This window comes from uncultured Bacillus sp., from assembly GCF_958411575.1.
Classification (GTDB): Bacteria; Bacillota; Bacilli; order Bacillales; family Bacillaceae; genus Bacillus; species Bacillus spizizenii.
The window spans coordinates 403,863-429,278 of sequence record NZ_CATYRA010000002.1 but is presented as its reverse complement, the minus strand read 5'-3'; the positions used below and the strand labels follow the sequence as shown (position 1 = coordinate 429,278).

At 38.5% G+C, this 25,416-nt stretch carries 28 protein-coding genes and 5 pseudogenes; 18 read left to right on the top strand and 15 right to left on the bottom strand.

What is annotated here, in order from left to right:
* From Q5C82_RS20485 to Q5C82_RS05665, 5 genes are all read right to left on the bottom strand, one after another.
* A partial coding sequence (locus Q5C82_RS20485; protein ID WP_367950476.1) for a hypothetical protein occupies positions 1-475 on the bottom strand: 475 nt, incomplete at its 3' end.
* Positions 476-1,325: 850 nt separating this feature from the next.
* Entirely contained in the window at positions 1,326-1,994 is a 669-nt protein-coding gene (locus Q5C82_RS05680; protein ID WP_003220451.1) for a glycosyltransferase family protein, read from the bottom strand.
* On the bottom strand, positions 1,991-2,698 hold the full coding sequence (locus Q5C82_RS05675; RefSeq protein WP_003220448.1) for a bifunctional 2-polyprenyl-6-hydroxyphenol methylase/3-demethylubiquinol 3-O-methyltransferase UbiG: 708 nt from the start codon (positions 2,696-2,698) through the stop codon (positions 1,991-1,993). The genes Q5C82_RS05680 and Q5C82_RS05675 overlap by 4 nt, the downstream gene beginning before the upstream one ends.
* The gene (locus Q5C82_RS05670; protein ID WP_003220446.1) at positions 2,685-3,791 is read right to left on the bottom strand and encodes a glycosyltransferase; all 1,107 of its coding nucleotides are present in this window, start codon (positions 3,789-3,791) and stop codon (positions 2,685-2,687) included. Before Q5C82_RS05670 ends, Q5C82_RS05675 begins: the two co-directional genes overlap by 14 nt.
* A complete protein-coding gene (locus Q5C82_RS05665; protein WP_003220444.1) occupies positions 3,788-5,161 on the bottom strand; it encodes a glycosyltransferase in 1,374 nt (457 codons plus the stop codon). Before Q5C82_RS05665 ends, Q5C82_RS05670 begins: the two co-directional genes overlap by 4 nt.
* A gap of 217 nt (positions 5,162-5,378) precedes the next feature.
* On the opposite strand from Q5C82_RS05665, the pseudogene Q5C82_RS05660 reads away from it, so the two are divergent.
* Positions 5,379-5,709: pseudogene (locus tag Q5C82_RS05660) on the top strand (UV damage repair protein UvrX); the annotation flags it as partial.
* Between the two features lie 160 nt (positions 5,710-5,869).
* Positions 5,870-6,070 (top strand): hypothetical protein, encoded by a 201-nt coding sequence (locus Q5C82_RS05655; protein ID WP_003220439.1) that lies wholly within the window; start codon positions 5,870-5,872, stop codon positions 6,068-6,070.
* A 106-nt stretch (positions 6,071-6,176) separates the two neighbouring features.
* On the opposite strand, the pseudogene Q5C82_RS05650 reads toward Q5C82_RS05655, so the two are convergent.
* A pseudogene (locus Q5C82_RS05650) lies at positions 6,177-6,520 on the bottom strand (aspartate phosphatase); the annotation flags it as partial.
* Positions 6,521-6,808: 288 nt separating this feature from the next.
* On the opposite strand from Q5C82_RS05650, the gene Q5C82_RS05645 reads away from it, so the two are divergent.
* Complete coding sequence (locus Q5C82_RS05645) at positions 6,809-7,321, top strand: GNAT family N-acetyltransferase (protein ID WP_003220436.1); 513 nt, start codon at positions 6,809-6,811, stop codon at positions 7,319-7,321.
* Between the two features lie 389 nt (positions 7,322-7,710).
* On the opposite strand, the gene Q5C82_RS05640 is transcribed toward Q5C82_RS05645, so the two are convergent.
* Positions 7,711-8,214: a DinB family protein gene (locus Q5C82_RS05640; protein ID WP_003220434.1), complete on the bottom strand. Its 504-nt coding sequence runs from the start codon at positions 8,212-8,214 to the stop codon at positions 7,711-7,713.
* A gap of 534 nt (positions 8,215-8,748) precedes the next feature.
* Here Q5C82_RS05640 and Q5C82_RS05635 point away from each other — a divergent pair.
* Positions 8,749-9,369 carry a lytic polysaccharide monooxygenase gene (locus tag Q5C82_RS05635; protein WP_003220432.1) on the top strand — a complete coding sequence of 207 codons (621 nt, stop codon included), beginning with the start codon at positions 8,749-8,751 and terminating at the stop codon, positions 9,367-9,369.
* A 429-nt stretch (positions 9,370-9,798) separates the two neighbouring features.
* Positions 9,799-10,129, top strand: a pseudogene (locus tag Q5C82_RS05630) (SMI1/KNR4 family protein); the annotation flags it as partial.
* Here Q5C82_RS05630 and bla read toward each other — a convergent pair.
* A complete protein-coding gene (gene bla / locus Q5C82_RS05625) occupies positions 10,122-11,036 on the bottom strand; it encodes a class A beta-lactamase (RefSeq protein WP_003220429.1) in 915 nt (304 codons plus the stop codon). The pseudogene Q5C82_RS05630 and the gene bla overlap by 8 nt on opposite strands.
* A gap of 347 nt (positions 11,037-11,383) precedes the next feature.
* Here bla and Q5C82_RS05620 point away from each other — a divergent pair, with 347 nt between their 5' ends.
* From Q5C82_RS05620 to Q5C82_RS05600, 5 genes are all read left to right on the top strand, one after another.
* Complete coding sequence (locus Q5C82_RS05620) at positions 11,384-12,016, top strand: type 1 glutamine amidotransferase family protein (protein WP_003220427.1); 633 nt, start codon at positions 11,384-11,386, stop codon at positions 12,014-12,016.
* A gap of 239 nt (positions 12,017-12,255) precedes the next feature.
* Positions 12,256-13,143: a CPBP family intramembrane glutamic endopeptidase gene (locus tag Q5C82_RS05615; protein ID WP_003220426.1), complete on the top strand. Its 888-nt coding sequence runs from the start codon at positions 12,256-12,258 to the stop codon at positions 13,141-13,143.
* 469 nt (positions 13,144-13,612) lie between these two features.
* A complete protein-coding gene (locus Q5C82_RS05610; protein WP_229283719.1) occupies positions 13,613-13,759 on the top strand; it encodes a permease in 147 nt (48 codons plus the stop codon).
* Positions 13,760-13,843: 84 nt separating this feature from the next.
* Entirely contained in the window at positions 13,844-14,308 is a 465-nt protein-coding gene (locus Q5C82_RS05605; RefSeq protein ID WP_003220422.1) for a hypothetical protein, read from the top strand.
* An 84-nt stretch (positions 14,309-14,392) separates the two neighbouring features.
* Positions 14,393-14,557 carry a hypothetical protein gene (locus tag Q5C82_RS05600; protein WP_003220419.1) on the top strand — a complete coding sequence of 55 codons (165 nt, stop codon included), beginning with the start codon at positions 14,393-14,395 and terminating at the stop codon, positions 14,555-14,557.
* 354 nt (positions 14,558-14,911) lie between these two features.
* On the opposite strand, the gene Q5C82_RS05595 is transcribed toward Q5C82_RS05600, so the two are convergent.
* Positions 14,912-15,790, bottom strand: a complete 879-nt coding sequence (locus tag Q5C82_RS05595; RefSeq protein WP_003220417.1) for a DMT family transporter — start codon at positions 15,788-15,790, stop codon at positions 14,912-14,914.
* 100 nt (positions 15,791-15,890) lie between these two features.
* Here Q5C82_RS05595 and Q5C82_RS05590 point away from each other — a divergent pair, with 100 nt between their 5' ends.
* Positions 15,891-16,778: a LysR family transcriptional regulator gene (locus Q5C82_RS05590; protein WP_003220415.1), complete on the top strand. Its 888-nt coding sequence runs from the start codon at positions 15,891-15,893 to the stop codon at positions 16,776-16,778.
* 85 nt (positions 16,779-16,863) lie between these two features.
* Here Q5C82_RS05590 and Q5C82_RS05585 read toward each other — a convergent pair whose 3' ends face one another.
* The 3 genes and pseudogenes from Q5C82_RS05585 to Q5C82_RS05575 all read right to left on the bottom strand — a co-directional run bounded on the left by Q5C82_RS05585 (position 16,864) and on the right by Q5C82_RS05575 (position 18,502).
* Complete coding sequence (locus Q5C82_RS05585; RefSeq protein ID WP_003220414.1) at positions 16,864-17,661, bottom strand: DUF817 domain-containing protein; 798 nt, start codon at positions 17,659-17,661, stop codon at positions 16,864-16,866.
* Between the two features lie 103 nt (positions 17,662-17,764).
* A pseudogene (locus Q5C82_RS05580) lies at positions 17,765-18,009 on the bottom strand (helix-turn-helix domain-containing protein).
* Between the two features lie 10 nt (positions 18,010-18,019).
* Complete coding sequence (locus tag Q5C82_RS05575) at positions 18,020-18,502, bottom strand: DUF2975 domain-containing protein (RefSeq protein ID WP_003220410.1); 483 nt, start codon at positions 18,500-18,502, stop codon at positions 18,020-18,022.
* 371 nt (positions 18,503-18,873) lie between these two features.
* Between Q5C82_RS05575 and Q5C82_RS05570 the strand changes: the two genes are divergently transcribed.
* The 3 genes from Q5C82_RS05570 (at position 18,874) to Q5C82_RS05560 (ending at position 20,667) form a co-directional block, all read left to right on the top strand.
* Entirely contained in the window at positions 18,874-19,785 is a 912-nt protein-coding gene (locus Q5C82_RS05570; RefSeq protein WP_003220408.1) for a VanW family protein, read from the top strand.
* Positions 19,786-19,833: 48 nt separating this feature from the next.
* A complete protein-coding gene (locus Q5C82_RS05565; RefSeq protein WP_003220406.1) occupies positions 19,834-20,328 on the top strand; it encodes a hypothetical protein in 495 nt (164 codons plus the stop codon).
* 144 nt (positions 20,329-20,472) lie between these two features.
* Positions 20,473-20,667 (top strand): hypothetical protein, encoded by a 195-nt coding sequence (locus Q5C82_RS05560; RefSeq protein ID WP_003220404.1) that lies wholly within the window; start codon positions 20,473-20,475, stop codon positions 20,665-20,667.
* Between the two features lie 88 nt (positions 20,668-20,755).
* On the opposite strand, the gene Q5C82_RS05555 is transcribed toward Q5C82_RS05560, so the two are convergent.
* A complete protein-coding gene (locus tag Q5C82_RS05555) occupies positions 20,756-21,118 on the bottom strand; it encodes a hypothetical protein (protein ID WP_003220402.1) in 363 nt (120 codons plus the stop codon).
* Positions 21,119-21,352: 234 nt separating this feature from the next.
* Positions 21,353-21,475, bottom strand: a complete 123-nt coding sequence (phrK, locus tag Q5C82_RS05550) for a phosphatase RapK inhibitor PhrK (protein WP_019258603.1) — start codon at positions 21,473-21,475, stop codon at positions 21,353-21,355.
* A gap of 212 nt (positions 21,476-21,687) precedes the next feature.
* On the opposite strand from phrK, the gene Q5C82_RS05545 reads away from it, so the two are divergent.
* Positions 21,688-22,173, top strand: a complete 486-nt coding sequence (locus tag Q5C82_RS05545) for a DUF4944 domain-containing protein (RefSeq protein WP_003220400.1) — start codon at positions 21,688-21,690, stop codon at positions 22,171-22,173.
* A gap of 235 nt (positions 22,174-22,408) precedes the next feature.
* On the top strand, positions 22,409-22,711 hold the full coding sequence (locus Q5C82_RS05540; protein ID WP_003220398.1) for a hypothetical protein: 303 nt from the start codon (positions 22,409-22,411) through the stop codon (positions 22,709-22,711).
* 376 nt (positions 22,712-23,087) lie between these two features.
* Here Q5C82_RS05540 and Q5C82_RS05535 read toward each other — a convergent pair whose 3' ends face one another.
* Positions 23,088-23,774: an SOS response-associated peptidase gene (locus Q5C82_RS05535; RefSeq protein ID WP_003220395.1), complete on the bottom strand. Its 687-nt coding sequence runs from the start codon at positions 23,772-23,774 to the stop codon at positions 23,088-23,090.
* A gap of 256 nt (positions 23,775-24,030) precedes the next feature.
* Here Q5C82_RS05535 and Q5C82_RS05530 point away from each other — a divergent pair, with 256 nt between their 5' ends.
* Together Q5C82_RS05530 and Q5C82_RS20480 are read left to right on the top strand one after the other, a co-directional pair.
* The gene (locus Q5C82_RS05530; protein WP_003220392.1) at positions 24,031-24,747 is read left to right on the top strand and encodes an NPP1 family protein; all 717 of its coding nucleotides are present in this window, start codon (positions 24,031-24,033) and stop codon (positions 24,745-24,747) included.
* Positions 24,748-24,893: 146 nt separating this feature from the next.
* Positions 24,894-25,321, top strand: a pseudogene (locus Q5C82_RS20480) (hypothetical protein).
* Positions 25,322-25,416: the final 95 nt, after the last annotated feature.

Genomic DNA, 25,416 nt, shown 5'->3' with positions numbered 1-25,416 from the left:
GTGCAACCGGGGAAACTGGCGCAACGGGAGTAACGGGAGTAACTGGAGCCACTGGTGCAACTGGAGCAACTGGAGCAACAGGATCAACAGGAGCAACGGGATCAACAGGATCAACAGGAGCCACTGGAGTAACTGGTGCAACCGGGGAAACAGGAGCTACAGGACCAACAGGAGCAACGGGAGAAACAGGATCAACAGGAGCAACGGGAACAACTGGTGCAACCGGAGCAACTGGCGTAACGGGATCAACAGGTCCAACTGGAGCAACGGGAGAAACAGGATCAACAGGATCAACAGGAGCCACTGGAGTAACTGGTGCAACGGGAGCTACAGGACCAACAGGTCCAACTGGAGCAACAGGAGCAACGGGAACAACTGGTGCAACCGGAGCAACGGGAGTAACTGGTGCAACCGGGGAAACTGGCGCAACGGGACCAACAGGTCCAACAGGTCCAACTGGATCAACAGGAGCCACTGGAGTAACTGGTGCAACGGGAGTAACAGGATCAACAGGAGCCACTGGAGTAACTGGTGCAACCGGGGAAACTGGAGCTACAGGACCAACAGGTCCAACGGGAGCAACTGGTGCGACGGGAGCAACGGGATCAACGGGAGCAACGGGAGCAACCGGAGCCACAGGAGTAACAGGATCAACAGGATCAACCGGATCAACGGGAGCAACCGGAGCAACGGGATCAACCGGAGCAACGGGATCAACGGGAGCAACGGGAGCAACCGGAGCCACAGGAGTAACAGGTGCAACAGGATCAACAGGATCAACCGGAGCAACAGGACCAACCGGACCAACCGGATCAACGGGACCAACAGGACCGACTGGAAGCGGATCTCAGCTCAACTACACAACAGTGGAGGGGCCAGTTGCTCTAGCTATTAATAATACTGAAACAACTGTAGGTACTTTAAATGTGCCAACCAACAATGGTGAAAATATTAAAGTCGATTTTTCGATATCTGTAGATGTAGTGACTACTGCCAACTCAAATTTTACGTTTCAGATCAGGATGTATCGGAATGGGGTATTGATTGATACTCGAACTGTCCAGAGGAATATTAACGCAGCTCTAACTTCTAGGTTCCCGGTAGCTTCTACAAATGTGAATACAGCTGTCGTGACAGGAACGACCACTTATGAAATCAGAATCATATTTATGAATGCCAGCAATGTAAGTTCAGCTAGTGCGATTAATTTAGAAATAAACACTATTCGCTTCCCATCGCTTTAAATTCAGAAAAGGTGATGAAAAAACCTGTCTCTTCCCTGATGAGACAGGTTTTTTGGAATATAATCTGTCTATATATGATCGTTAAGAAAGATATTCTCTAACAAACACTTCGAGATAATGAGAATACTCAATTTGGTCAAACTCATTGCCGCATGCATGTATGACCCACGGCTCTTTCTGATAAGGGATGCCGACCAAATACCCCTTTTTCCTGAACTCAAAGCATTGAGAAGTGTCATATAAATGCCAGCCGTCAAATATCTCTTTTTGCCACGGGAGATCGTACTGAGTGGCCAGCAATAAACCGTCTAATGCTTGAACTGTTTTCACGGTTTCATTGATCTCATCAAACGACAAATAGCTATACGTACTGCGGTATTCAATGACTTTTCCCGCTTTTTTAGAAGCCTCCCACCAAATCCCGCTTTGCGGCACTTCTTCAGCTCCTATGACGCCTATCATGCCAAGCTCATCATTCTGCTGAAAGACATAAAGGATATCATAAATAAAGGAACGATTAATGATAAATGTATCCTGATGTACATACACTTTATATTTTGCGTCTGAGTCCTGCATTGCCGCCTGATAGCCGGAGGCCATACTATCAGCCTTTCGTATATCGATTAACTCAACCTTCATATGCGGCGGCACTGAAAGGGACTGGATATGTCTCAAACAGAGATCATAAAGGGTGTCATCATTGACACATGTAATGAAGCAAATAGAGTTTTCATTTACGTGCTGTTTCATCTTTTTTGTGCCTTTATGACATATTGATAGGCTCTGGCTTCCTCCTCAAAGCTTGCATGGTGAATCCCCATGTTTGCTTTGATGTGAGCCAGTTTGCTGATCATTTTTTCATAATAGTGAGTCGTATAGGAAATAGATTCGATGTGGCTGACCTTGTAACCCGTTTCATGAAACATCTTCTTCATTTCTTGCAAGGTAAAAAAACGGAAGTGTGTTTTATCGAGCAGCCCGGCCTGTGTATACGTCCATTTGCCGGACAGCAGACTTTCAAAAATCGAGATATGCCCGATATTCGGAATGCTTGCCAAAATGCTCCCAGTTTCTTTTACGTAAGGCTTGATATTAACTAAAATTGTCCACGGGTCTTTTAAGTGCTCCAAAACATCGCCGAAGATGATGTGATCAAATGTGTTTTTTTGGAAAGGGAGCTTCAGTGTTTCAATGTCTCCCGTTATTACTTTGTCAATGTGATGAGCTGCTTTTTCGGCAGCTGGCGGGTATGATTCGATCCCGTAATAGGAGCAATTCGTTTTTTCCTTAACAGCTGCGCCAAACAGGCCTTCAGCGCAGCCGACTTCAAGAATGGTTTTTGCAAGCGGTTCTACCAGATCAAATAACTGCCAGTTGATGCCTTTGTAATACTCTTTATCTTTAAGCTGATACTCTTTCATAGAATCGGCAAGTGACCTTTTATTGATTTCCATGATGTTCACCTCCGGAGCCAGCCTGCTGCTGCAGGATATCTTCAAAGTATTTTTTGTTGGCTAGTATTTTTGGATCATGAGGGCGGTATTGTAAAGCTGATTCATTATGCTGATAAGCAAGCTGATGCTGGCCAAGCTTGTCGTAGCAGACGGCTAATTGTAAGTGAGGCAGCCAGGTGGCACAGGCGCGGTTTTGAAAAGCCAGGCTTTCTGAACCTTTATTTTCAATTGCTTTTTCATACCAATAGACTGCGCTTTGAAAATCATTTCTTTCTAAAAAAGAGAACCCCAGCCTGCAGCATGTTTCCGCTCTGGGCGGTCCGTAGATGAGCGTGTGGAGCACCCAGTTTAATTCTTTTTCCTTCAGTCCTAATGAATGATAGCAGTCTGCTAATTTATTACATGCTCTGATATTATCCTCGACCCATCCCTGTTTTGTTTTCAAAAAACGCAAATAGTATTCAATTGCTTTTTCTATTTTCCCATGATCACATAACTCGTTCGCATAATAAAATAAATCTCTTGGCGAAAAATCCTTTCCCGAAGAGGCCATGTTTTCATAAATCCGCAAGTTTCGGTCTGCGTCATGGCTAAGCGGCATGTGAGAAACTGCAGCTTCACTGTGGTGGAGGTTTCCGTATACTTCCAAATATTCATGGACCGCGCCAATCCATTTAAAGCCCTTTTCCCGTTTTACAAGCCGGTATCTTCTTAAGCTGGATGTGACGTTGTTTTCTTCATCAAACGCCAAATGGTATTTCATTGAGACCGCGTCAATCTGCGGATCAAGCGTTCTTTTTAAATCCAATAACAGCTTTTGATCTTTCTCGGTAAACACGTCGTCGGCATCAAGCCATAAAATATAGTCGGCCGTGGCCTGCTGAAACGAAAAATTTCGGGCTGCTGCAAAATCGTCAATCCATTCAAAATCAAAAATCCGGTCTGTATAACGGGAAACGATGTCTTTTGTCTGGTCAACTGATCCGGTATCAACAATGTTAATCTCATCAGCTATTCCTCGTATAGAATCTAAGCAGCGGCCGATAACGGCTTCTTCATTTTTCACGATCATACATAAACTAATAGAAATCACATGGCCACCTCCGTTTCATTCTGTTTTTTCTTTATGGCGTGGACAAACATGTAATCAATATGAGCATGTTTTGACAAGTGATCCAAAGACAAACCAAATTGCCCGGCAAGGAATTGAAGTTCTTGTAAAAAGAGCATTATGTTCGTTTTAGTTTTGGTGGAATGGGAGGTAGTGGATTTTATGTTATAAAGATATTCAGGAAATAGCGTGTTTACGTTTCGAGGTGTAATGAAATGTGTGTACGTCGATGTTCCGCATAATAAAGAGAAAAGTGTATCTGCATAAGCTATATTCGGGATGCAGCAAATCAACGAGCCTGAAGGCTTTAGATAAACGGCAAGAGTCTCAATCGTAAGCCTAGGATTCATCGAGCAGTTCAAAAGGTCACCGATCAAAATGACATCGAAAAAAGCCTCCGGGTAGGGGGGGTCACGTGTCAAGTCAGCTGAAATGACTTGTTCATAATAGGCGCTTGCAACGGTCTGTAACAACGCGTCCTCTTCAATTCCATACAATGTACAAGTTTGCCGGTTTAAAAGCTCTGCCCCCGCAGCTCCCGCTCCGCAGCCGATATGTAAGATAGAGCTGGCTTCCGCGGGCACAAGCGCTGTCAGCTGAGGCTGGGAATCAAAGAATGCTGTCACATCCACCTTCCATTTATCGATGAATCGTTGCCGGTTTTCTTCGTACAATCGACTGATGCTTAAATCCGGATTCCCTGTAAACGTAGCGTGACCGTGATGGTGGACAAACGAATCAAGAGCGATTTTCAGCTGATATCCCGCTTGCAGTACGCGGAGGCATAAATCATCATCTTCAAATGAACCGCCTTCATAACGTTCATCAAAACCCCCGACTTCATCCAACACCTCCTTTTTGACAAGTAGGCAAAATCCGACCAGCCGCAATACAGCTCTTGACTTGCCTCTTTGCTGCAAACAGTAAAGGCGGGAAAAGTCTTCAATTCCTTCAACGTTTGTGTAGTCAACGGGGACTTGCTGTAACCCGCTGACATAATTGCTTACGGGTCCGACCATGCCGATTTTGTCATCCTGATAAAGCAGCTTGATCATCGGCTCCAGCCATTGATTTGTGACAATAGTATCATTGTTTAAAAATAGAATGCTGTCCCCTGAAGCAGCTTCAAGGCCCTGATTGCAGGCTTTCGCGAAGCCTTCGTTTGTTTTATTAAAAATCGTCCTAATTGAAGATATCTGTTTGAGGTAGTCACGTGTACCGTCATGAGAACCGTTATCTACAACAATTATTTCTATACAGTCATTATTCGTATGCTTCCATATGCTCTCCAAGCATTGTTTTGTTAACGCTAATTGATTATAAGTCAGCATAATAATACTCGTTTTCACCATAGCCTCCGCCCTTCACCATATCATTCGGATATTATATGTATATCGTAAATGTTCAGACGGAATGATTCTTTCCTGTTAAAAGGAGAATGCTGCTTAAACGAAATAAATTTGGACGTTTTAAAAAATATGAATAGTTTTTTAAAGAAAAGGTCGATGAAATTGTTGAGAGAAGGTACTATATTTCTGTTTTCCCTTAATTATGTATTTAGGGATCAAAAAGGTTGGTGGAACAATAAGCCTAGGAATTGGATACAGCAAGGATGAACTTAGTGGTGGATTTCATCGATGACATTTATAAATGCTGCTTGATGCTCTTTAATAAGTTTTACTCAGGTAAGACAGTGAGTTACGTTATCAAATATTGAGGATGATGTTAATCAGAGTTGAGTTTATTTGAAGTGGATAATGAAAAGAGAAGAAAGCTTGGATTCGTTATGGATGGAATTAGAAGCAAATACGGATCAAAAGCGATTCTGAGAGCAGTTTCATACACACCGGCAGGAACTGCGCTTCATAGAGCAGAACTGACAGGAGGACACAAATCATAAAGATAAGATGATAAATCTTCAATGTTAATTTGTTGCTTTATTTAATGAAGAAACATAACGTATTCTGCCACCATACACTTATGGTTCTGCTGGATAAAAAAACATTTGAGATAATAAAAATCTACTTTACTTTTCTCATAAATAAACGAGGTGAAAATCAATGAATGGAATAGATTTTTTAGAATCTGTGTCGCAACTTGGACAAATAATTTTATTGTTCTCCGGCTACGCCCTTTATTGGAGTTTAGGTAAAACAAAAAGAGAACGAAGACTTACAAAATATGAAACTTTTCTTAGGTTCTTTGTAAGGTTCGGCATATTTGCATGGGCGCTTTCGTTTCTTGCTTTGCATTTGTGGTAACAACCCTCTGTCGATATTTGACTTATTATATCTAATCTAATTAACTCAAAACCTTTTTTTGAAAAAAAGTATGTTAATATGAAATCGCTTTGCGATTTCAAAATGTTATATATCCCTTCTTATCAAATTCATTCATCCCTCTAAGAAGTTGCGGTAGTATTCAAGGACACCTTTAAGTTTTGTTTGCCTGCTTCAATATTTTCTAACAAGTCTGTAATTTTAGGGCGTTCTTCATTCAAGGACTTAGGTTCAAGGTAATCGAGCATTAGCTGATGACGAAAACACATTAGAGAATAATATAATAATATCTTGGTCTTCCTCCATTTGTTTTATTTCTTCTTCAACCTCTGCTTTTAATATTTCTGAATCTGGAACGGCGAACATCCGTATGTATTTATACCACTCATTTATTTTCACACCGACTCTAGAAGAAGAGATCATCTGCTCCAACACAAGTCCTCCTAATCAAATTATCCATATATGTGATAATTTATTATATTTAAATGAATTAGGAAGATTAATGTTATCTTAAAAAACAAAAATACCCTCCCCAATAAAGAGAAGGGAGGGAGTTTTATTTTGGTGAATCATATTCCTTTGCCTATTCACTATCAGAAATTTCATGAGTATTCAAGTCAGAGGCCATATTGTTGAATAAGGATAGTATAAAAAAGGTTATTGTTGCCTTAATATCGAAATAAAGATTAGATTTAAGTATTTTTGATGGGAGTTACTATAATGCATATTGCAACAAAAAGGTTATTGATACGTGAATTTGAATTCAAAGATTGGCAAGCTGTATATGAGTATACATCAGATATTAATGTTATGAAGTATATACCAGAAGGGGTTTTTTCTAAAGAAGATGCAAAAGAATTTGTAAATAAAAATAGAGGTGATAATGCTGAAAAATTTCCTGTAGTACTAAGAGATGAAAATTTTCTTATAGGCCATATTGTTTTTTATAAGTATTTTGGTGAACATACGTATGAGATTGGGTGGGTGTTTAATCCGAAATATCAAAATAGAGGGTATGCTTCTGAAGCAGCACGAGCTATTTTGGAATATGGATTTAAAGAAATGAACTTACATAGGATTATAGCTACGTGTCAACCTGAGAATATTCCATCATACCGAGTTATGGAGAAAATCGGAATGAGAAGAGAAGGCTTTTTTAAAAAATGTATCCCCAAAGGCAATGAATGGTGGGATGAATATTATTACGCTATTTTAGAGGAAGAGTGGAAATGAACCAATAAGAATTTTTAAGTCTTACCTCTTCAACAAAAGGTTCTTTAATTGAAGGCAGAACAGATTCAATGAGCCATGGCGATTGTTTTTAGGTGAGTTCACTAATCAAGGTATATGGATGATTCTGAGGAAATAGAGATTTTCGAGGTAACTAATGCTATTAGCCATTTCAGATAAAAGTAGGCCAGGTATAATTACTGACGGAGCAGTAAGAAAAACTAATGATTCAGATTATGATTTTTTTCAATACTGAATCATTATCAGCAATTAAAAACACATCAAAAAAGAGGGTGGAAAATGATCTAATAAAAAGAACATGTTTTGAAATAAGTTGATCAAAACATGCTTTTATAATTGTAACGGGTTAACTTCTTGATAAAAAAGTTTGATTACATTTGCGGGGGTTCCAAACCAAATTTTGTCCATTCCTCTTTTGCTGGCCCATAAATACCTGGAACAGTTAATCCTGCTTGTCTCATAAGAACCGTCATTTGTCCTCGATGGTGATTTTGGTGTTGAATCAAAAACATCAAAAGTGAGCCATTTGGCAATTGTTGTCCAATAAAGTTGATACGTTCTTGAAGTGTATGGTCAGTCCATTGGGTTTTTAATGCCTGTACAAATGCATTACTGGCTTGATGATAGCTGTCTGCTATAAACTGGGCCGAAGCAGGTACAGGATAATCTTCAGCTGGAGCGTGAAATGTTAAGTCTGTGTTTGAGGTAATGATGCGAATGGCAGCAACAGTATGCCAAGCGATACGGCCTAAAGTCCAATTTTGTGAAGTAATTTCTTGTTTAAGTGATTCATCAGTTAAACAATTTAGTAGTTTCTGTGTAGCATCGGCTTCGAACTCCCAAGATTTTAAAAAATGGTTTAAGGTTTGAAACACAAAAATCCTCCTTATAATTTTTCTATGAACCTATAGTTCAATTATAGTGCCCCGTTTAGTTAAAAAGAACAAAACTTTAGACAAAGGAAAAAGGCATCGTGGCATTCTTATAAACGTCACGACTTGATTTCAAAGCTACATTTAGAATACATCCAATCAAAACCAAACTAAATGACAATGAAGCCGTATGAGATTTGCTTGATGTTGAATTGCAAAACGGATTCTTTTTTTACAAGGATCGGAAAGAGAGGCATGCCTTGTTCTAATTAGAGACGATTCAGGGGAAGTACATAACAAAGTAAAGAACCCAGCACAGTTTTTGATTCAAGTTGCAGTGTTTTATGAAAAATTGGTGTAGAGGAATCAATACAAGAATATACAGAACACATATCGAGCGGCAGGGTTGAATTTTATTGCAGATGATATGTGTTTTATAGAGTTGCCAAAAAATCAAGAAGGAGATTACCTCACATGTAATGAATTATTATAGTAGGAAAGAGAATAATTTCCAACAAAGGGAGGAATGAGTTAGTAATGAAGGGTTTTATCAAAGGCGCTGTTCTAACTGCTATTCTAGGTGTTGGTGCTACTTTATTTGCAGGAGATGTATCTGCACACGGGTATATAAAAGAACCTGCTAGTAGAGCGTACATGGGTTCATTAGAAAAACAAATAATTGGTTGGACGGCAGCTAATCAAAAGTATGGTTCCGTAATTGATAATCCTCAATCGGTAGAAGGACCAAAAGGGTTTCCGTCTGCGGGTCCACCAGATGGGAAAATTGCATCAGCAAATGGAGGTTCGGGTCAAATTGACTTTGGGTTAGACAGGCAGACTGCAGATCATTGGGTAAAACAAAACATCCGTGGGGGTTTAAACACCTTTACTTGGCACTATACTGCTCCTCACGCAACATCAAAGTGGCACTATTATATAACCAAGAAAGATTGGAATCCAAACAAACCTTTAACAAGAGATGAATTTGAATTAATTGGAACTGTAGATCACGACGGCTCAAAGGCTGATACTCATCTATCTCATAACATTTATGTACCAACTGATCGCAGTGGTTATCATGTCATTCTAGGGGTGTGGGATGTTGCGGATACCTCTAATGCCTTTTATAACGTAATTGATGTAAACCTAATACGATGATGTCGAACCTCCAATTATGGACAAGAATATGAGGCATACAGAGCTAATCAGAAAATTCGCACCGCATCTTATTTTTAATAGCTTAGTATGACTATACGCTAAAAGCGTTAGTGTATCAGGTAAGCCATCACCAGCTAGTGAAATGTTGACTATAGCAACGAAGGAAAGTAACGGAAAGGAGAACACAGAGTGTTTGAGTATGGAAGTTTCGGAATCAAATGGGATGCTGTGAAGCTTCAAAGGGAGCTATTCTATTGCAGATCGGTTAGATGTTCGTGCATCTGCCGATCTTTTTTAACAGTAATAGAAGTGTACTCCAGAAGTCTATTGGTATATGCTTCATTGATGAAATCAAACAAGAAGGATACTAATAGAAAAGAACCATCATGGAAGATGCTATTTTCACTCCAAAGATAAAGAAATTAGCATTTAGAAAAGAAGTTAGGTGTTACTTTCCCTAATGATTATAAAGAGTTTTTGTTACAACATAATGAGATGGAAATGTTTGAAGGGATTGAAATACATAGTATAGAAGGAATCATTGAATATAATGAAGTTCAAGATTTCCCTAAGGGGTACGTTTTAATTGATGATATTGAAGATGCGGTTAACTTTGATTCTAATTTTGAGATATCGTTTGATATGTTAGTGTCTTCTAACGGTACGAAATATTGGGAAGTGAGTCCGAATAAACCAAGGGCATTATAAACTGGTTTCAGAAGAAGAAGACTCCAAAAAGGAGTCTTCATCTACTATTTGAGATCGTTAAGGACGACTTTTGCAGCCTCAGCAATAAGAGCATTATCATAATTAGCATCCTTCGTAAACCGCTTAGACAGGATTGCCAAAACAATAGGAGCTCTATTAGGCGGCCAAACGATAGCAATGTCGTTTCGTGTTCCGTAACTTCCGGCTCCAGATTTATCGCCGACTTCCCACCCTGTAGGGGCGCCTGCCCGAATCAGTTCGTCACCAGTAGCGTTCCCCCGCATCCAATCGGTTAAGATCGTGCGCTGATCAGTCGTGAGAGTGTTATCCACAGTGAAAGCTTTAAGGTCGCTTGCTAACGCTTTTGCGGTGCTTGTGTCACGAATATCTCCAGGAATAGCAGAGTTTAGATCCGTCTCGAATCGATTAGCCTTAGTTACATGATCCCCAATCTGTTTCAGTGACTTTTCGAAACCTTTAGGCCCGCCAAGTTGTTGCAACAATATGTTCCCAGCGGTATTATCGCTGTAACGGATAGCAGCCTCTGAGATTTCCTTCAGGCTCATGCCTGTATCTACGTGTTTTTCTGTGATTGGAGAATATGTAACAAGATCGTCTTTGCTGTAGTGCATCACTTCATTAAGTTTTTCAATTGGGTTTTTCTTCAGGACAGCAGCTGCGGCTAGAACTTTATAGGTTGATGCGTAAGCAAACCGTTCATTCGGCCGATAGGCGATAGTCTTGTTTGTACCTGTGTCAATTGCATAAACGCCAAGCCTGGCATCAAATTTTTTCTCAAGTTGAACAAATTTTTTATTCGCTATACAGCTTGTCATTTTTGTGTCTCCTATAGCTTTTGCTTCAGCATGCGTTGATCCGTAAAAGGGTTTGAAACCAGTAAGGCTTAAACATAAAAGACCAATACATAATCCAAGTTTTAATGTCGCTTTATTTTTCAAATAATCGACCTCCTAATTTAATTGATTTTGTATTCACCTTTTATTAATACCACAAAAATAGGAGCAAAATCGATATATTTCCAATGAAATGTTTAAACAAAAACCTTTTCATTCATCTCGTTTTTTGATTTTTAATATGTTAATAGTACGGGGCAATGAGGGGAAAGGGAGCAACAAGAAAATAGATAAACACCTAAAGGTGAGCATTATGGTGAAATATCATTAATAATAGGGCAGGTGTAGCATGAAATTTATAATTGTTTCTATTGCCACCCATATGGCATTATTTAAAAGGATGGCACGAAATCATCCTAATGGGCTTTATGAATTGTGATTGGAGTGTTATGGTGCAAACAAAAAAAGTTTATCTTTATGTATTTCATACAATGTCAGACTGGGAATATGGATATTTAATTGCAGAACTTCATTCAGGGAGATATTTCAAAAAAGATGTAGCACCTTTAAAAGTAGTTACAGCAGGAGCTAATAAAGAAATGATTACGACGATGGGGGGACTGAGCATAAAACCAGATATTATCCTTGATGAGTGTACTCTTGAGAGTAAAGATCTTTTGATTTTACCCGGAGGGAATACTTGGGGAGAAGATATTCATCAACCGATCTTGAAAAAAGTTGGCGAAGCTTTAAAGCTTGGCACGACTGTAGCTGCCATTTGTGGTGCAACTGTGGGACTAGCGAATAGTGGGTACTTAGATTCTAGAAAGCATACAAGCAATGACTTGGAGTATATGAAAATGGTCTGTCCTACTTATCAAGGAGAAACATTTTATGAGAAGGCACCTGCAGTATCTGATGAAAATTTGGTTACTGCTTCAGGAATTGCTCCCCTGGAATTTGCGATGGAAGTACTGAAAAAATTAGATGTATTTGCACCAGATACATTGCATTCATGGTATAAGCTAAATAAAACCCATAAACCTGAATACTTCTTCGAGTTAATGAATACAATAAATGGATAGAATCATTACCAAATGCCCCTGAACTAAGGGGCATTTTTTTGTTAAAGTCTAAATAACCTTGAATGATGGAATATGTCTATTTATTAAAAAAGAAAACGACGCAACTGAAGTAGAGTAATGCAGAAATTTGAAACAATCACAGCATCTAGAACGTATTGTGATAATAAAGTTTAAATATAAGTTGCGCAATTTATTTTCTTGTTTAGTGCTTATATGAATGATGTGAAAGGGGCATCCAAATGCATATTCATCAAACTCAAAGCGGAAATCAAAACAATCATCCAAAATGGTTTGTAACGATCTTGCTCAGTTGGGGAACGTTTGTTTTTGCTTTGTTTTTTGCTACTTTAGTCGGTTCAATGGCTAGCCAAGCGGGAGCTTCCAAGCTTTTGAAGCAAGGTATCCAAGCAGGTTTAGTGACATTAATTACTGTCCCGTTGCTCTACATTCTTCTTAAGCGGTTTTCTAGTAGACCATTCTACTCTATCGGACTGTCTGGGTGGCGGCAAGCCATTCCGAAAGCCATGATGGGCGCAATGTATGTGATTGTTCTATCAGCATCTGGATTCGCTATCGCCCATTTATTGGGTTGGATCAAAGTTACACAATTTCACTTCTCTGCCCATTTAGTTACTGTATTGCTCTTAAACATGATGATCGCTTTTTTTTATGAAGCGTTTCCAGAGGAATTAACTTTTCGTGGGACGGTGTACAATGCTCTGAACAGGCGATTTAATTGTTTCATAGCCTTACTCCTACAGCCGATCCTATTTGTGCTTGCACCATTAACTGTAAGTGGTTTGCAATATATAGCAGGAATTGAATCACCTGCTATCACATTAGATTACATCGTTTTATTGTTGTCTTTTGGATTCATCCTTCAACTTCTGCGCATTGCAACAGGAAGCTTATGGACGTCTATAGGCTTTCATCTAGCCTTTCTTGAGAATTCTCGGTTCTTCGTCCTGCAGGGGGATAAACGCTTTATTACCTATGAAGAAATTGTTCCGGGAACAGGAGCGCTGTTTGTAATCTTTTTTATGTTGATTATTGTCGGTACTCTACTATTAATACCTGCAGTAATAGCTCGCTGGCGGCGTAGAAATAAGGACTGCCAAGATGATTAATATCTGAATGAAACGGCAGTTTTATACACAAAAGTATAGAATTGTTTACTGCGAAAATGTTACCCTTTATTAATGAGAATATATCATGTAAAAAGTTTTCATTTAAATACCTGTTTATAGAACTTTTAAACAATGTGTAATCCAATTGTCATAGCGGGCATAATGGATATCATTTGGTATTGGACTGAATGGAAAGAGAGTGGTGGATTGCTTGAGTGTTTGTAGCGTGGGGGCTATATTTAAAAATCTATATCAAAAGCGGTTTCACTAGTTGAATGAAGGGCTTTGAAAGGGGTGACAAGCCATTAAAAAACTAGTTGTGCTTTCCAGTTTTATAGGAATCCTGTTATCAATCGTTGGACAATTATTTGGGATCTTATCTGATTTCCTGATTTCTGGTAATGCTCGGTTTATAGGTGTTTTAGCAGGGATTCTTGTATTACTTAGTTTGAAGGCAAGAAGTGTAGCAATGCAATCATTTATCGTTGGTTCAAGTACGGCGATAGGAATTATGAGTGCAGGAATTTTATATTTGCCAGCTGCGATGATCAATGTCTTAATTGGTTTCGAACTAAACAAAAAGATGAGAGAAGAAAACACTAAAGAGTATATCTGAATAGATTGCTTTTTGTGTAAGATGTAGTGAAGAATTGTGGCATAAAAGTAAAGAAATAATCGTTTTATTCAGAGTGAGGTTTATATGGGATTGAAATTTTACAGGCTTCTTAGAACAAATGAAGTCGAGTTTTTTCAGGTAATACAAAAAGAAACTTCAGATATTTATGGTTATATCTTAATTGTTGATTCAAGAAGAAAAGAAAAGCTGTGTGATAATCCAGTTTTAATTGGTATGGAGGATGAAAATGAGTACGAGGGTTCCTCAAACTTTATTCAGGTCATTACATTCACTGAAGAAAGATATCTTCAAGACTTTACAGCTGATACCTTTTCTTTTATAGATGGTCTGTTAAACATGAAACCAGATTGTCACTTCTTTATTAAAGAACAGGTGTATAAATCAAATTCTGAGTTGCTGGACTTTGATTTTCCTTTTGATATGACACCTATTGTGGATTTTATTAAACCGTATGCACTAGAAATAAACAAAGACACCAATCTTAACAATATTAGCAACAGTGATTTTAATTACCTTTCACAAAAATAATCGAAAAAAATGAAGGTGAAAGATGATGATTGATTTTTACTAATTCAGAATTGCTTGGCTTTACTTTGAAAGGAGTCGAGTAAGATGGATAAGAAAAAAGATGAAATACAAAGAAAATATAGGGAACAAATGAGGGAGGAGACTGAACAAGAAAAAGAAGATGGCAGTTCACATACTTTTGAGATTGTTATTGTACTCGCCATCATTATCTTGATGTTTTTCTTTCATTCAGTATTTAAGGGTTTTTAGATAAATGAATCCTTTTTGGCTATATGGAAAAATGTAGGTATGCGAAAGCTGATCATACATAAGCAATTATGATTTGAATTCTGCCGAAGTAGACATTTTTTAAACAAATAAACGATTTTAAGCACAGTGCAATTGTATGACAAAAAGCAATCAGGTTTTGCAAATAAAGCTGCCTGCAAGTGGCTTGCTCACCAACCTAAACGCCAGCCATTAAAGCTAATGTCTCACATCCAGACATTAGCTTTTTTCATTGTGTAATAGACGGCCGTCAAGTACCTGGAAGACGCTCTCATAATAGCCGTCTCCTGTCATACGAGGCCAACATCGACAGGAAAAAAGTTTATCTTTAAAAATTCACATTTTCTGTCGTGAAAATGTAAATGTATTCATAAAAATGCCGCAGCATATCATCAGAGCGCCGATGATGATATTCATGGTGATCTGTTCGTGCAATTGCAGCCATCCAAAGAATAGAGCCAGTACGGGAACGAACATTAATGCCATGGATGCTTTTGATGCTTCGATTTGATTGAGCACCCAAAACCATACGACAAATGTAAAACCTGTAGAAAGCAAACCATTAAACAGCAATGACCAAACCGCCTGATATGTCCACTCGGCTGAATAAACCGGTTCCAATATAAAGGAAAACACCAACAACATGATGGCTCCCATCAGAAGATGCCAGGCATTCATATGAATGATATCGATATGCTTGAATTGAAGCTTGCTAAACACATTCGCAATTCCCCAGCTAAGCGCTGCCGCTAGGACGCACAGTTCTCCAAATAAAGCGCTTTGATCGACATTCAGCATTTCTTTTCCAAATATAAATAAAAGTCCGAAGAATCCGCTTATCAGCCCGATCGTTTTATACACATTCATTTTCTCGTTTAATGTAAAATGGCTGATCACCGTAACAAATATAGGCATCGTATACACCAAAACAGAGGTTTTTCCTGAATCGACAAACTGCATTCCATACGTTAAGATCCCCATATAGCCCAGACCCATCAGCAGGCTCATGAAGATATAGCTTTTGATATGTTCTTTTCCCATTGAAAGTTTTTTTCTTTTAATGAAGAGAATGAGAAATAAAGGAAAAGCCCCGATGAACAGACGCAAAGCCGAGAACAAAAGCGGGGGGATGTCATGAATTCCTACTTTCATCGCAACCCAAGTATAGCCCCAGATAAGTGTGACAGAAATGATTCCCAGCATGACTTTTACCATTATTAAGCCGCCTTTCTTGTTTAAATATCGTGCTGGTTTCTATCATATGTTACATTTATATATAACTGAAATACATTTGTATTATTGGGGGTATAACCATATGGTTATGAACATGAACCATCTTCACATATTTGTAAAAGTCGGGGAGAAATTGAACATTACAGAATCGGCAAAAGAATTGTTCATATCTCAGCCGGCGGTAAGCAAAGCGATTAAAAATCTGGAAAGCTCACTGCAGCTCAAATTACTGATCAGGGATAAACATCATGGTTTAATGCTGACTGACGTCGGAAAGGACATTTTACTGCTGGCGAGGCAAATGAAGGGGATTGAAAGCAAAATATATCAAGTAGCCAACAGGGAAAACAAGCTGTTAAGCGGGAAGGCGAAAATCGGTTCATTTCCGGCTGTTTCAACAAATATCATGCCGCAGGCGATTGCGGCATTCAGAGCAAAATACCCGCTGATCCGCATAGAATTGGCCGAGGGGACCTCTGATCAAATCAAAGGTTGGGTCGAGGATCGGACCGTTGATATTGGGATCGCAGCATCTCCATTTGAACCGTTTGACAATCAACTATTGTGTAACGACTATATGGTGGCAGTCATCCCTCCGCAAGATGACGAACTAAAACAGGAAAAGCATGTCGACCTCAACACGTATCAAGATGACCTTATTTTTTGCAAAGGCGGTCATGAAATTGCAATGTCAAATACGTTGCAGCAGCATCACATTGAATTAAAGGAAAACTTGACTGTGCAAAATGCCGAAACCTTGATCAATATGGTCAAAAACAATTTGGGCGTAGGCATTATTTCAAACTTTACACTTTCATCTGTCCCGCATCAATTGATTAAAATGGACATCTTTCCCCGGATCACCCGTGATATTGGCGTCATCGCGCATTCATTTGATGAAGTAACGCCGGCGGCGCATGAATTTATCAAGGTGTTGAAAGCAGTCGTTACTGAATCTGGAGGAAAATGAATACTCACCGGCAGAGTGAAAAGAAAAAAGCAACAATTGAACGTTGCTTTTTCATTTTATTCGGTCTTTGTACGCTAGGATAACTTCAACCCAAAAAAGGTTCACCGGTCTCTGCCTTTATGGGGCTCTGTTCCTTAACTTGTTTTAACGTCGCTACTATAAGAAAGCTAACAATTACTAATAAAAGCCATGAACTCACCTTTCCTAAATGAACGAGACTCCATGCCTCGGTTTGGTTTGGGTATGTCCAAGCCCCAAAAAATGTTGCGATATTTTCTGCTATCCATATAAAAAAACCGATGAGCACAAAAGAAAGTGCGAGAGGCATACGGTAACGAGTTCCATTCACCTCATATATGACCCATGTTTGCCAAAAGACAATGATAACAAGTCCAGATAACCACCAGCGAATGTCAATCGAATAATGGTGGGTGAAAAAATTCAAATAAATCGCAGCGGCAAGCAGAACAACTGCATAAAACGGCGGCCACTTAACCAATTCAACCTTAAGTCTCCTCCATGCCTGGCATAGATAACTGGCTACACTTGCGTACATGAAGCCGCTATACAAAGGCACCCCGAAAACTTTGGAATATCCTTCTTCTGGATAAGACCAAGAGCCCATGTGTACTTTGAAAAGTTCAAGAGCAAGTCCAATAAGGTGGAACAATGTGATCACTTTTAATTCATCCCGTGTTTCAAGACCGGAGTGCACCATCCACCACTGCATGAGAACACAGATGATGAGCAGCCAGTCATACCGTGGCAAGAAGGGAAGAGGGATGATTTGTGTAATAGCCAAAGAGGCAAAAATAACGACAGGAAACAAACATGACAGGGCTTGTTCCCAACCAAAACGAACGAGTTGTTTTATGGCTCTCATGATGTGTGCCTCCAAAGGTATATTCTGAATATATGTAAGGCACGCTTCGTATAGCAGCCAAATGGACATAGGATTGCGTCCATAGGATCACCACCAAATCACTTTATTTTTCTTTTGTCTTCTTTATGAATCCTGTGTGTCTTCATCACTTCGGTATTCCAAAATATCTCCGGGCTGGCATTCTAAAGCCTTACAAATCGCCTCTAAAGTTGATAATCGAATGGCCTTTGCTTTTCCGTTTTTCAATATCGAAAGATTAGCCATCGTGATGCCAACTCTCTCTGAAAGCTCTGTTACGCTCATTTTCCTTTTAGCAAGCATCACATCAATATTGATAATAATTGCCATGTTCATCACCTCAGACCGTTAAGTCATTTTCTGATTTTATATCAATCGCTTCTTTTAAGAGTTTTTGAAGAACAGCAGCAAAGACTGCAATCACCATTGAAGCAAAAATAATGACCAATCCGATGACGATGATACCCGGAGCGTCGTCTATTTCGGCCATCAGATAAAAGAATGGCATGCCTGCCGCAAACAAGATACTGATAATGACCGCACAATATTTTATATTCTTTAAAGCTTTTACAGAAATGTTAGAGAAAGCTTTGTTCTTGTCAATATAGCTTAAAAGTTTAAACGCTTGATAAAGAGCAAAGTAAAAAGGTATCGCCGTTACATACAAAAAGACGAAAACGAGATATTGAATATAAGCCATATTTGGAAATAATTCTGCTGCATAATTGGCGATCTTAGGCACCACAAAAATGCACAAAGCAAGAATCGGAATTCCAATAAGAATAACGGCAATCTTTAAAAAGAGTGTTGAGACTCGATTCATAAAAAGCACCTCACTGATTTGTTGTCATTCTGAATTTAACATGATATTTATTGTTTTACAATAAAAAAGTATTGAAATGGATTATTTTATTGTTGTTATAAGGGACCTTTTTCATTTTAGAGAAGTTCTCATTTCAGGGGGATGCTCTATAACTTTAGTCGATTTTAAACTAGTGCAACGAATTGAGCTGTGTGCCTCAGACAGCTCAGGGAATTGGTGAGAATAATTAGAGATATTGCTCACTTATGAGGGCTTTTCTATTTTCTCTAAAGAAAAGTGAATCAACGTCTAACTATTAAACAAACGATGGGAAGAAATACATCAAAGGATAAGCTGATGTTCATACTAATGGACGGGAGGTAAACCGGCTTATGATACAAATATGGATCACTGGTCTTTTATTATTGGCTCAACCGAGCGGTCCGCCTGACAGCTTAACGGTCACACAGCAAGGACGGACGATTGCTACTGTTAACCGCGAAAACTTTACAATGCCTCTTCCCGGTACCCCGATGATTGACCATGAAAAGTACCGTAAATTCATCGAACAGCTGGATCAGCAAGTTTACCGGGAGCCGATAAATGCTGTGCTTAACGATCATGGAAGCATCATCCCGGGCAGGGTTGGTTACAGACTGTATCAACAGGCGTTTATGGAAAAGTTTTATGCTTATTTCTATGGACAAGGCCCCTCCAAAGTAGAAGTGCCGAAATTGATTATTTATCCGAAAGTTGACAGCGAAATGCTTGCTCACATCAGTACGCAGCGGCTCGGTCAGTATGTAACATATTTTAATTCGAATAATAAAAGCCGATCACATAATATTTCTCTTTCTGCAAAAGCGATTGATAATCATGTTGTTTTCCCTAACGAGACATTTTCATTTAACCAAGTTGTAGGAATGAGAACTCGGGACAAAGGATATAAGAGTGCGCCCATTATTGTTAAAGGTGAGTTGTCTGAAGGTGTGGGCGGAGGAATTTGTCAGGTATCATCTACACTATTTAATGCAGTCGATCGCGCAGGGCTGCGAATCGTTCAGCGCTACTCTCATACAAGAAGCGTGCCATATGTTCCGCCCGGACGTGATGCTACAGTAAGCTGGGGAGGTCCTGACTTTCTCTTTCAAAATCAATACAATCAGCCAATACTCATTCGGGCAAAACGACATGGGAGCAGTATGATTGTTACGCTTTACTCTTCTGATGTGATCAATAACAAACTGAGAAAAGTTCCTAAAGCCCCATCTCAAATACCGAAAGAAATAAATGTTGAGCGGTAATAGGATACTTTTATTGGAAAAATAAAAAAGAAAGAAGGAACAAATGAAGTGAAGAGGGTATTATTTTCCTTATGTGTTTTAATAATTGGAAGTATCTTTGTTCAATCAAAAGCGCTCTCCCTGACTTTTACTGTGTTACCCATTACACAAAAAACAGAGCAGTGGTCAGTAAAAGTAAGTGAAGCAGAAAATGTAAAGGAATTAGCGAGGCCTAAGAAAGGGAAATATCATGTATATTCCTTGGAAGTTAAAAACATAGGGAAAGAAACAGCTACGGTGGATGTGCAATTGTATAGAAATGATCCTGATACAATTACAAGGTTTTCACTTTTTGGATGCCCCAATGAAAATTGTGTAAAACAAAAAGAGGATGCTAAAACGTTAGCTGAAAGTTTAAACGATGGCTCGCCGTTGAGGTTCAAGCATTTTATGCTGGCAGATAAAGCCTCTGAATTAGAAGTTGTTATTATTTGGACGCAAAAGGGGCAAGAAGGACGCCATTTAAAACAAACCTTTAAATTCACTGAAGATGGCGTTAATTAGGCGTTAAAGCAGCTTAAATTAAAATTTGTCAAACAGAAATAGAGTATTCATATTTCTTATATAGATGAGATGAATCATCATTGTGCAAACTGCGTGAGAAAGGAAAGGGGGAGGGAGAGTAAACTAATAAGATAGGATGGTTTTATGATTAGATCTATTACTTTGCCAGAGGAAAAAACGAAAATAACAGTTGGAAAAACAATCATAGATGAGTCAAACGTCAAAGTTACTGCGATATATGACTATAGAGAAGAACCGGAGGAAGCTTTTTGGATACACTTATCTGATGGAAGTGAAATGTTTGTTGACGATCACAAAGTCTTTATCGAATACGAATAGAGAAAGTATTAAAAGTAGCTGTTGAATCACTTCCTGTGCATTTTAGCCTGACATTGTAAAGATAAAGACTCCAACAAAAGCACCCTAGTTAATCATTAAAGCCGTTAATTTCAAAATTTTCTATGTCGAGATTTAGGTTTTTCAATTGTTTCAACAGAACTTCAAAAGTTAAGCAACCTCCATTTTTTAATTGTTCTGGAATATCTTCAGGATGAGCAATTTTCATCCCGGACTCAATCCATTGTTTGCGATACAATTGAAATGCAGCCTCAATCAAATGATCCGGAGTTACAATAAAGCCTAATCTCACATCATGATCCTCACTGTATCCAAATTCAAAACCGCAACATGGACAAATGTCAAACGTTTTTTGATACTCGCCTTTATACAAAGGATTTTGACTTAAACCTTTATATCCGCAAATTAAACATGAATATAATTTTTCTCTCAAATTAATCCCTCTTTTATCTGTTAAAAATTCATGATAACATCTTAATTGGTCTAATTATATAATGATAATAGGCACTTATCATTGAATCATAAGGAAAAAATTAGTATGAAAATGATTCAACAAGCTATTGTTAGCTTGAACTTAATGCTGCCTTAAGGTGTAGGAAGCTTGGATTGTAATGGAAAAATAAAAAGCCCACTCTCATGAGGTGGGCTATACCGATTGATCTTCTCCTTAACCTCCGACTGGCCTTTCAGCTACTTGGATGCTAGATGGTGAATCTGTACTCAATTGCGTTAAAGCTACACCACTTAAAATAACAGTTAAAATAGACACGCAAAGAACTAGTTTTTTCATAAGATTCCCTCCAATCATTCACCGCAGTAACAACTTTTAAAGCATCTTACTCAACTAAACTCCTTTTTCTAAGATATTATCATAATCATAGGAGATTTTGTGAAAGAATGTGATAAGTAGCCATCTGTTGAATCACTGGCTTTTTTATTTTCTTTTCAGTAACATTTTGATCTGATTTTCCTACTAAAGAATGAGGGGAAGTGAGGAAAAACATGAGAAAAAAGAACTACAATAAAAAGTGGCTATTGATGATAGCTGTATTTCTGATGATCTGCATCGTATCAATCTTTGTAATGATATCAGGAAACAAAGTAAAATATGAGGGCAGCGGGAAAAGCGGATTGTGGGTTTCTAACCTTGAAAAATCAGACAAGACGTCAATTGGACCTAATTACTTTTTGAATTTGTATTGGCAGGGGGGGAAGAAAGACGAAAAAAGGACTGTTGTTGAAAGAATTACTCTGTATGTAGATGGAAAAAAGTATCAAGATGATAACATAGATGAGTACGACTTATCAGAATACACTGGTGAGGAAATGCCAGGGGGAGGACATATGGAGGACCACATCGCTACCTTTAATAATATGCCTGAAGATGAAGTAATAGGACATGATATATTAGTGAAAGTAGAGTGGAAGACAGGCGAGAAAAAACAAACAGAAGAAATCAAATTATATAAGAAGCCATGGTATAAATAATAGCTTATTTGATGAATTGGTGACCACATTGGCTGACTTTTTTATTTGTAGGATTTTAGGTACAGCAATATAAGATCCCTGCATAGGCTGGAATAAAATCTGTTAATTTCTAAAACGAGATGCTTGCTGTTTTCAAAATTTGATTTTATTATAACAAAAAATCTCATAGCCTATCTTTATATATTCAATCAGTTGATTACGTATAATGAGATTGGCTTTAATACGGAGGGCGAGAATGAAAGCACTCACTTTCTTATCCAGTTTTACTGCTATTGGAATCTCAATATTGGGGCAATGGCTAGGAGTGCTGGATGATTCTTATGCAGTTGGGAATGCTTGGTTTGTAGGTGTTTTAGCTGGATTGATTACACTTCTCATTTTGATTGACAGTCAAGTTATGACAAAAAGTTTCATAGTAAACTTAAGCACAATTTCAGGCGTTCTGGGAGTAGGATTTTTATATCTCCCAGCTGCAATCATCAACATTTTTATAGGTATTAAACTGGACAAGAAAAAGAAAGAAGAAGACCTTAATTGAAGATCCAGGAGGGGAAGACTATCGATTTAACCACATGGGCTTATTATAGCATATTTACAATCATGGGTGCTGCAGGTTTTGTAAGTTTAATGTGGTTCGATATTTTTCTGACAAAGCTGAAAAGTAAAGCGATTTTCATTCTTGATGTGTCAATACACTTTGCTGTTCTGCAAAGGATTAAGACTTAATAAGCAATGTAAACTCCTTCAGACAATGGGGTTTACATTGCTTATTCATTAACAGTTTACATAATAATGTTATTTCAAACCAATCGCATAAATAACTAAATGATCTATGTACTAAATATTCATTATAACTAAAGTGAATTGGCATTAAGAAACAAAACTTTTTACATAATCTTATTATAGTAGCTTCATCACTGCATACGATTCTGTGCATCGAGAAGCTCAAGTGAATTATTTTTAGGTGAGTTCACTAATGGTGAAACCTGATATGCTTCCATGTCATCAGCATCATAAGGCATCAGTAAGCTTTGCAGATCATCCGGATCTGTATTTAGAGGGTTCAGCCACTCTTTTTCTTGATCATGAGTCAATATAACCGGCATTCGGTCGTGTATATCTTTCATGAGTTCATTAGGCGTAGTTGTGACGATTGTACAAGTGTAAAGAGGGCCCCCTTGATGTGTTTTCCACTTTTCGTATAACCCGGCAAACGCAAAAAGAGCAGATGATTTCAGTTTGATCCGCATCGGAATTTTGGTTTTGTGATCAAGTCGTTTCCATTCATAAAAACTGTCGGCTGGAATGATGCAGCGTTTGCTGACAAGCGGTCTTCGAAAGGCCGGTTTCTCGGTTATTGTTTCAGCTCGAGCGTTGATCATTTTATAGCCAATCTTTTCACCCTTTGCCCACGGAGGAATAAGACCCCATCTAAGCTTGCCTAGTCGATTATTTGATCCGTCATTGATGATTGCCAGGATGTTTTGTGATGGTGCGATATTATAGCTTGGATGGTATTCGTCTTTAGGCAAAAATTGATCGATGTCAAACCGGTCAATAATATCATCAAATGTAGAGAATAAAGTAAACCTGCCGCACATGTCTATCATCCTTTTTCGGGTTTTAGAATATTGTACAGGCTGGAAACATGAAAATCAAAAAGGCGAAACGATTGCTGGCTAACAATTGAATGTAAAGGAGCAATGCATTCATTTAATAGAGTGGCAGAACAATTGTACAGATTATGTTTATTGGTTTTAAGATTCTGTAAACTTGATTGAACAGGGGTTCCATTATTTGTATAATGATGTTGCAGCTTAGGCTTTACATAACGAATGCGATAAGGAGGAAAGTGAAATGAGGAAAATTGCGCTTGCTGTTTTGATGTCATTTTTCGCTTTTATCAGCTTAGTTCCAACAGTTAATGCTGCTGTCATTGGTCATGACAAAGTAGTAGGGTTCGATGAAGTTGTCCCAACTACTATTGCTCAAAAAGCCGAAAAAAAGTTCCAGCCGTATTTGAAGGTTTATAGCGGCTGTGTACCCTTTCCGGCAGTAGATGCACAAGGCAATACAAGTGGCGGGTTACAGCCAACTGGAGCGCCTGAAGGAGGTTGCAGCAAACATACCGGACAAGTTTATTCACGTTCAACTTGGTACAATGGCGTGTGGGCAATCATGTATTCTTGGTATTTTCCAAAGGATGAGCCTTCTCCAGGTTTGGGTCATAGACATGACTGGGAAGGAATCGTAGTTTGGGTCGACAATCCGTCTATTCAAAATGCAAAAGTTTTATCAATTGCATACTCCGGACATGGGAAATTTACGAATGTTCAGCCAAATGAAAAAAACATGAAGGACACACATCCATTAATTGCATACAACAGTACATGGCCCTTAAACCATGAATTGCATATTAGTGATCAAGTAGGGGGCACTCAGCCATTAATCGGGTGGGAAGACTTAACACCAGAAGCGAGGAACGCTTTAAATATAACGGATTTCGGTAAAGCGAATGTCCCTTTTAATGATCCTAATTTTACAAATCATTTAGAAAAGGCATGGTTTAGATAATTCCTGGATTAGTCATAAGATTCATTCAGCTTTTTCATGACAAGCTAAAGGAACTGACCCTTAAGACTTATTTATTAAAGTGTATATTGATCAAAGTTTCCAATTCCAATATATTGAAATAAAAAGGTTGGAGGAAACGAAATGAAATGTTAATCTTAGCTTTGTTTTTGATGACAATCTATGCAGGGAATGCTTCAGCAGCTATTGTGAAAAATGAGGAAAAAGTAAGTTTTACGATGACAGAAAACCAAAAATCTTCATGATGCCCAATGAGTCAAATCCAAATCGGTATCCGTCTCAGTGCGGATACCGATTCACAATTTTTGATGCAGAAAGATGCACAGTTCATGCTAGAATATTTCGCCTGTCTTTATCAGGATATGAAATAACGCTAAGTGAGAAAAATTTCACAGGCAACCATTTTGATGTAAGCGCAACTGATCAAGCCGAAGCAATGCTGTTCAAAAATCATTATTTAGAATTAACGAAAGATCAAGACTGTGGAGAAGTGAAAGTTAAAGGTTTATACGGTTATCAGTGTTTGATAATGTATAAGAATATTGATAAAAGTTGAATGTGAGGCCAATCTAAAACGCGGCCTTTTTTTACTGTCTATAGATAAGAATGAAAAGGGCATCTAGGGCGGGGAGCATAAGAGCCAAGCTTTTT